The 7,110-nt window shown below is 73.7% G+C and carries 5 protein-coding genes and 1 pseudogene; all 6 read right to left on the bottom strand.

The window, feature by feature from the left end; translation table 11 throughout:
* A pseudogene (locus TR46_RS42795) lies at positions 1-1,794 on the bottom strand (hypothetical protein); the annotation flags it as partial.
* 185 nt (positions 1,795-1,979) lie between these two features.
* Positions 1,980-2,891: a tRNA pseudouridine(55) synthase TruB gene (gene truB / locus TR46_RS32860; protein WP_042409284.1), complete on the bottom strand. Its 912-nt coding sequence runs from the start codon at positions 2,889-2,891 to the stop codon at positions 1,980-1,982.
* A 71-nt stretch (positions 2,892-2,962) separates the two neighbouring features.
* Entirely contained in the window at positions 2,963-4,057 is a 1,095-nt protein-coding gene (locus tag TR46_RS32855; RefSeq protein ID WP_236655624.1) for a DHH family phosphoesterase, read from the bottom strand.
* 1 nt (position 4,058) lies between these two features.
* Positions 4,059-4,535 (bottom strand): 30S ribosome-binding factor RbfA, encoded by a 477-nt coding sequence (rbfA, locus tag TR46_RS32850; RefSeq protein ID WP_042409281.1) that lies wholly within the window; start codon positions 4,533-4,535, stop codon positions 4,059-4,061.
* A gap of 134 nt (positions 4,536-4,669) precedes the next feature.
* Positions 4,670-4,966: a DUF503 domain-containing protein gene (locus TR46_RS32845; RefSeq protein ID WP_042409278.1), complete on the bottom strand. Its 297-nt coding sequence runs from the start codon at positions 4,964-4,966 to the stop codon at positions 4,670-4,672.
* A 120-nt stretch (positions 4,967-5,086) separates the two neighbouring features.
* The coding region (gene infB, locus TR46_RS32840; RefSeq protein ID WP_084719142.1) for a translation initiation factor IF-2 at positions 5,087-7,110 on the bottom strand (2,024 nt) is incomplete at its 5' end.

Raw genomic sequence — 7,110 nt, 5'->3', positions numbered from 1 at the left:
GCGGCGGTGCGTGCCGTGCTGCACCGCGGGCGGGACGGCGGGTCCGCGGCCCCGTGCTGCGGCGATGCCGCCCGTGCCGGCGGTGCCGGCTGCTGCGGCGATGCCGGTCGCGGCGTCGCCGAGCAGGCTGTCCATGGCCGCCGCCAGATCCAGGTGGGCGCCCTGGATCCACTCCGACAGCTCCTCCTGGGCGAACCGGTAGCCAGGTCCGGCCGGCACCAGCAGCCCCTCGGCCAGCACCGCGGGGACCCACTGCGGCGGGAACACGTCGGCGAGCCCGCTCCGGTCCAGCGCTCCCCCGCCGGGTCCCAGCATCCGGCGGGCCGCCTCGTGCACGCATCCGGCGACGGCGGCGGCCAGGCGGCGGCACTCCCCCGCGCTGCGCGGGGCCAGCCGTTCGGCGATCCGCAGGCAGGCGAGGTCGACCCGGGCGCCGAGCAGGTCCGCGCGGTCGGGAACGGGGGCCGGCCGCAGTCTCGGCGCGGCTGCCCGCAGCTCAGCGAGCAGCCGCAGGGAGCCGGGATGCCGCGGCAGTCCGGCCCGGTCCTGGACCGGCGTCAGCGGCCCGGGCAGCAGCCCGAGCGAACGGGCCAGCTCCGCCGCGACCGCCGGCGGCAGCGGTCCCAGCCGCAGGGGCGGCCGCAGGTCCTCGGCGGAGAAGTGGGCTCGGGCCTGCTCCCAGTACTCGGGGCGGCAGCCGATCAGCAGCGCGGCCTCCTCGCGCCGCAGCCGGATGCCGGTCTCCGCGCACCAGGCCGGCAGCCGGAGCGCCTGCGGCATCTCCTCGGGGCCGTCCAGCACGATCAGCAGCGGCCGGTGCGCGGCGGCGGCAAGCCGGCAGGCCTGGTCGGCGCGGGCGCCCAGGGCCCGGCCCACCGCGTCCATGACCGAGCCGTCGTCCGGGTGGACGTCGGCACCGCGCAGCCAGACCGTCGGCAGCCGGTGGGCGGCCCGGGTGCGGTGCACGGCGAGGGCGGCGAGCTCGGTGGTCCGTCCGCTGCCCGGCTCGCCGACCAGGGCGGCAACCGGTCGGTCGGCCGTGGGGTCCGCCGTGGCGTCGGCCGTGGGGTCGGCCGGGCGCGCTTCCCAGGCCCCGGGCAGACCGTCGGGGCGGTCGATCCGTACCGACGCCGGACCGGTCGCGGGACCGACGGTGGCGGCGGCCAGGTCCAGCACCCCGGCCAGGTTGAGCGCCCGCCCGTAGGCCGGGACAGTCGCCGCGTTGCGGGCCAGCAGATCCGCGACGACGGGGTGTCCGGCCGCGGCCCGCAGCGGCACCGCCAGCACGGCGTCCCGGTCCCGGCCGCGCAGTGCGGCGGTGGCCACGGCGGTGACCGCGCCGGTCTCGGCGTCCAGCACCGGGGTGCCCGAGGCCTGCACCGGCAGTCCGTGCGGCAGTTGGTCCAGCTCCAACTGCCAGACGTCAGCGACCAGATGCCAGCGCTCAGCCGCGGCGTAACGGGCCGTCACCAGCCCGGCCACCCAGCCCTGGAGGGACTGCTCCGGTCCCGGCAGGCTGATCAGCCGGGTGCCGTGACCGCCCGCCAGCGGCAGCGGCGGCATCACCGCGTCGGTGCGCAACAGGGCCAGGTCGAACTCCGGCAGCGGCACGATCTCGGCGGTGGTGAGCCGTCGCACCGCGCCGCCCGGCCAGAGCAGCAGCAGCGCGGGCAGCCCGTCGACCGCCTCGTGGCTGGTCAGATAGGTGCCGTCGCGGTCCACCGGGAACGCCGTGCCGCGAGGCCGTCCGGCGGCGTCGGAGACCCGTACCAGCGCTTCGTCAACCCGCCGCACCCGCGCTCACCCCCGGTCGCCTCCCAGTCGACGGGAGGCTGCCCACCGTGGCCCGCGGGCGACCCCGGGTGCGCCTCGCGCCCCCCGCTTCGCTCCGAGCGCTCGCTCGTTGGGGTGAGGCGGGGTTTGCCCGGCGGCGCCGGGGTCCCGCGCGGCGGGTGGCGCGGAGTGCGGCTGACGGCCGCTCAGACGAAGACGGCCAGCGACTTGGCCTTGCCGCCGCGCTCCTCGATCAGGGCGAGGAAGCGTCCGTCCGGGTCGAAGACGGCGATCGGCTCCAGGGTGCGGTCCAGGCCGGGGCCGGCGATCCGGACGCCGTTGACCAGCAGCCGGGCCTGCTCGGCGTCCACGTCCCAGCGGGTGAAGGCGACCGCGGCGGCGTCGGCGATGGGGAGCACCGCGTCCGCGAAGGACTCCTCCAGCGCGGCCAGGGTGTGCGAGCCGTCGACGGTATAGGGGCCGACCCGGGTGCGCCGCAGCGCGGTGAGGTGACCGCCGGTGCCGAGCCCGGCGCCGAGGTCGCGGGCCAGCGCGCGGATGTAGGTGCCCGAGGTGCAGTCGACGGTGACGTCCAGGTCGATCAGCGGGGTGCCGTCCTCGGCCTGCGCCTCGCGGCGGGCGTGCACCTCGAAGCGGGAGACGGTCACCGGCCGGGAGGCCAGCTCCACCTCCTCGCCGTCGCGGACCCGGGTGTAGGAGCGCTTGCCGTCGATCTTGATGGCGCTCACCGAGGAGGGCACCTGCAGGATGTCGCCGGTCAGCGCGGCGATCCCGGCCTCGACTGCCGCCTCCGTCACCGCGGCGGTGGACGCGGTCGTGGTCACCTCACCCTCGGCGTCGTCGGTCACCGTGGCCTGGCCGAGCCGGATGGTGGCCTCGTAGGTCTTGGACGTCAGCGCCAGGTGCCCGAGCAGCCGGGTGGCCCGCTCGCAGCCGATCACCAGCACACCGGTGGCCATCGGGTCCAGCGTCCCGGCGTGGCCGACCTTCCTGGTCCCGGCGAGCCGCCGGATCCGGGCGACCACGGTGTGCGAGGTGATGCCTGCGGGCTTGTCCACGATGACCAGCCCGTCGGGGCCGGTTCCCTTGCGCTTCAAGGATTCAAGAGCCTTCGGTAGGTGGTGCGTCAGGTCTGTGCGGGTCGGGTCTGTGCCGGGTCTGCGTCAGGTCAGCCGGCGCGGAGCGCGGCGCGGAAGCGGGCCACGGTGTCCGGCACCGGGTCGTGGGAGGTGAAACCGGCCGCATAGGCGTGCCCGCCGCCGCCGAGCGCCCCGCAGGCCGCGGCGACGTTCACGGCTCCCTTGGCCCGGGAGGAGCCGCGCAGGCTGCCGTCCGGGTCCTCCTTGAGCACCAGCGTGGTCTCGGCCTCGGAGGCCTTGCGGACCACGTCGATCAGGCCCTCGATCTCCTCGGGCAGCACCCCGTGCCGGACCAGGTCCGCCCAGGGCACCCAGGTCCACACCAGGCCCAGGCCGTCGGCCGCCTCGGGGTCCAGTACGGCCCGGTCCAGCGCCGCGGCCAGCACCTTCAGATAGCCGAAGGACTGGGTGTCCCACAGCCGGCGGGAGATCAGGTCGTGCCGCACCCCGGCCGCCAGCAGCCGGGAGGCCAGCTCATGGGTGGCCGGCGTGGTCGCCGAGTAGCGGAAGGAGCCGGTGTCCGTGGCCACCCCGGTGTAGAGGCAGGTGGCGATGGCGGCGTCCAGCGGGACGCCGAGGCGTCGCAGCAGTTCGTCCACCAGCACGGCGGTCGCGGGGGCGGCCGGGTCGATCAGCAGATGGGTGCCGAAGCCGCCGTTGGAGGCGTGGTGGTCGATCACCACCAGCGTCTCCGCGGCCTCGGCCTTGGTCTGCAGCAGGCCGAGCCGGCGCGCGTCGGCGACGTCGAAGGTGATCAGCAGCTCGGGCCGGTCCGGTACCGCGGAGGCCGGGACCAGCAGTTCCTGCCCGGGCAGGAAGCCCAGCGAGGCGGGCACCACCTGCGGGTCGTCGCCGAAGGACACCCGCACCTCGACGCCCAGAGACCGCAGCGCGATCCCGGCGGCCAGCGCCGAGCCGAGGGCGTCGCCGTCCGGCAGCACATGGCACACCAGGTCCACCGAGGAGGCCGCGCCGATCGCGGCCAGCACGGGCTGCCAGTCGGCATCGACAAGCCCGCCGTCGGTCAGGCCCTGCGGCGCCGCCTGCCCGTTGCGCGGGGACGGCAGCGCCGGGACACCCGCCACCAGCGTGGCGGGCGCCCCGGCGGCCTGCTGCGCGGCCACGCTACTCGTCCCCGGCGTCGTCGAGGTCGGCGTCGTCGTCCGCAAGCCCGTCGTCGTCCTCGCCGGGCTTGCGGTACGGGTCCGCCTCGCCGGCGTAGGTCTTGCCGACGGCGACGCTGCGCACCTCGGCGTCCTGCTGCCTGGCCTTGACCAGCAGGTCGTCCAGGTGCCGGGCGGTGTCCGGGATGGCGTCGGCGACGAAGGTCAGGGAAGGCGTGAAACGCACCCCGGTCTGCCGTCCGACCTCGCTGCGGAGCACGCCCTTGGCGCTCTCCAGCGCGGCGGCGGAGGCCGCCCGCTCGGTCTCGTCGCCGAAGACCGTGTAGAACACGGTGGCCTCGCGCAGGTCACCGGTGACCCGGGTGTCCGTGATGGTCACGAAACCCAGGCGGGGATCCTTGATCCGGCGCTCCAGGGTCTCCGCGACGACCACCCGGATGCGGTCTGCGAGCTTGCGCGCCCTCGCGGTGTCGGTCACTGGTCCTCCTCGTGCAGTGGGCTCGTTCGCCCCTTGGGCTGGGTTCCCCGTCGGGGCTCCGGACCCGTCCACAACGTACCCGGATGCATCCACCTAGGGATGCCATGTCTGATTGTGCTACGTGTCATCGGGTGCTATTCGTCATCGTCGTCCCTGAGCCGGCGGCGGGCCGACAGCAGCTGGACCTCGGGACGGCCGGAGACCAGCCGTTCACAGCTGTCCAGGACCCCGGTGACGTACGACACGTCGCCGGACACCACGGCCAGGCCGATCTCGCACCTGCGGTGCAGGTCCTGGTCCCCGGTCTCGGCAGCGCAGACGCTGTACTTGCGCTGCAGTTCGGCCACGATGGGCCGGACGATCGAGCGCTTCTCCTTGAGCGAGTGGATGTCGCCGAGCAGAAGGTCGAAGGTCAGCGTTCCTACGAACATGAGTGACAGGTCAAGCCGACCTGAAGGCCTCGAAGGTACTGAGCCGAAGCCGCAACCGTACTCAACGCGGCCGGGGCCGGTCGACAGGTTTCGTCGACCGGCCCCACCCGACTTGCCCGACTAGGCGCGCGGCTTCTCGCGCATCTCGAAGGTCTCGATGACGTCCTCCACCTTGATGTCGTTGAACGACCCCAGGGTGACACCGGCCTCGAAGCCCTCGCGGACCTCGGTCGCGTCGTCCTTGAAGCGGCGCAGGCCCTCGATGGTGAGGGACTCCGCCACGATCTTTCCGTCGCGGATGAGGCGGGCCTTGGCGTTGCGCCGGATCAGGCCCTCGCGGACCAGGACACCGGCGATGTTGCCGAACTTGCTGGAGCGGAAGACCTCGCGCACCTCCGCGGAACCGAGGCGCACCTCCTCGTACTCCGGCTTGAGCAGGCCCTTGAGCGCCGCCTCGATCTCCTCGATCGCCTGGTAGATGACCGAGTAGTAGCGGATGTCGACGCCCTCGCGCTCCGCCGCGGTGCGCGCACGACCGGCGGCGACCACGTTGAAGCCGATGATGATGGCGTCGGAGCCCATGGCCAGGTCGACGTCGGACTCGGTGATCGCACCCACACCGCGGTGCAGGATCCGGAGCTCGACCTCCTCGCCCACGTCCAGCTTGACCAGCGCGTCCTCCAGGGCCTCCACGGAACCGGAGACATCGCCCTTGATGATCAGGTTCAGCTGCTGGATGCCGCCGGCCGCGATCGCCTTGTCCAGGTTCTCCAGGGAGATCCGCATCGGACGGCGGGCGAACATGGCGTTGCGGTCACGGGCCGAGCGCTTCTCCGCGATCTGGCGCGCGGTGCGGTCGTCGTCGACGACGATGAAGCTGTCGCCGGCGCGGGGCACCGAGGTGAGACCGAGGAGCAGCACCGGACGGGACGGACCCGCCTCGGCGACGTTCTTGCCGTTCTCGTCCAGCATGGCGCGGACGCGGCCGTGGGCGTCGCCGACGGCGACGGAGTCGCCGACCCGCAGCGTTCCACGCTGGACCAGGACGGTCGCCATGGCGCCGCGGCCCTTGTCCAGGTGGGCCTCGATCGCGATGCCCTGGGCGTCCTGCTCCGGGTTGGCACGCAGGTCCAGCGAGGCGTCGGCGGTGAGCACGACGGCCTCGAGCAGCTGCTCGATGTTGATGCCCTGGCGGGCGGAGATGTCGACGAACATGGTGTCGCCGCCGTACTCCTCCGCGACCAGGCCGAACTCGGTCAGCTGACCGCGGACCTTGGTCGGGTCGGCGCCCTCGACGTCGATCTTGTTGACCGCGACCACGATCGGCACGCCGGCGGCCTGGGCGTGGTTCAACGCCTCGACCGTCTGCGGCATGACGCCGTCGTTGGCCGCGACCACCAGGATCGCGATGTCGGTGGACTTGGCACCACGGGCACGCATGGCGGAGAACGCCTCGTGGCCGGGGGTGTCGATGAAGGTGATGGCACGCTCTTCGCCGTTCACCTCGGTCGTCACCTGGTAGGCGCCGATGTGCTGGGTGATGCCGCCGGCCTCGCCCGCGACCACGTTGGTCTTGCGGATCGCGTCCAGCAGGCGGGTCTTGCCGTGGTCGACGTGACCCATGACGGTGACCACCGGCGGACGGGACATGAGGTCGGACTCGTCGCCCTCGTCCTCGCCGAACTCGATGTCGAAGGACTCCAGCAGCTCGCGGTCCTCGTCGTCACGGCTGACGATCTCCAGGACGAAGCCCATCTCCTCGGCGAGGAGCTGCAGCGTCTCGTCCGGGACGGACTGGGTCGCGGTGACCATCTGCTCGAGGTTGAGCATCACCGAGACGAGCGCCGCCGGGTTGGCGTTGATCTTCTCGGCGAAGTCGGTGAGGGACGCGCCGTGCGACAGCCGGACCGTCTGGCCGTTGCCGCGGGGCAGCATCACGCCACCGATCGACGGGGCCTGCATGGCCTCGTACTCCTGGCGCCGCTGACGCTTCGACTTGCGACCGCGCGCCGGACGGCCGCCGGGACCGCGACCGAACGCGCCCTGCGTGCCGCCGCGGGCACCCGGGCCGCCGGGACGACCGCCGAAGCCACCGGGACGGGGACCGAAGCCGCCGCCACCGCCACCGCCGCCACCGGGACGGC

It is taken from the genome of Streptacidiphilus carbonis (assembly GCF_000787775.1).
Taxonomy (GTDB): domain Bacteria; phylum Actinomycetota; class Actinomycetes; order Streptomycetales; family Streptomycetaceae; genus Streptacidiphilus; species Streptacidiphilus carbonis.
The sequence above is the reverse complement of the archived record's forward strand: the minus strand, read 5'-3'. Positions and strand labels throughout refer to the sequence as shown.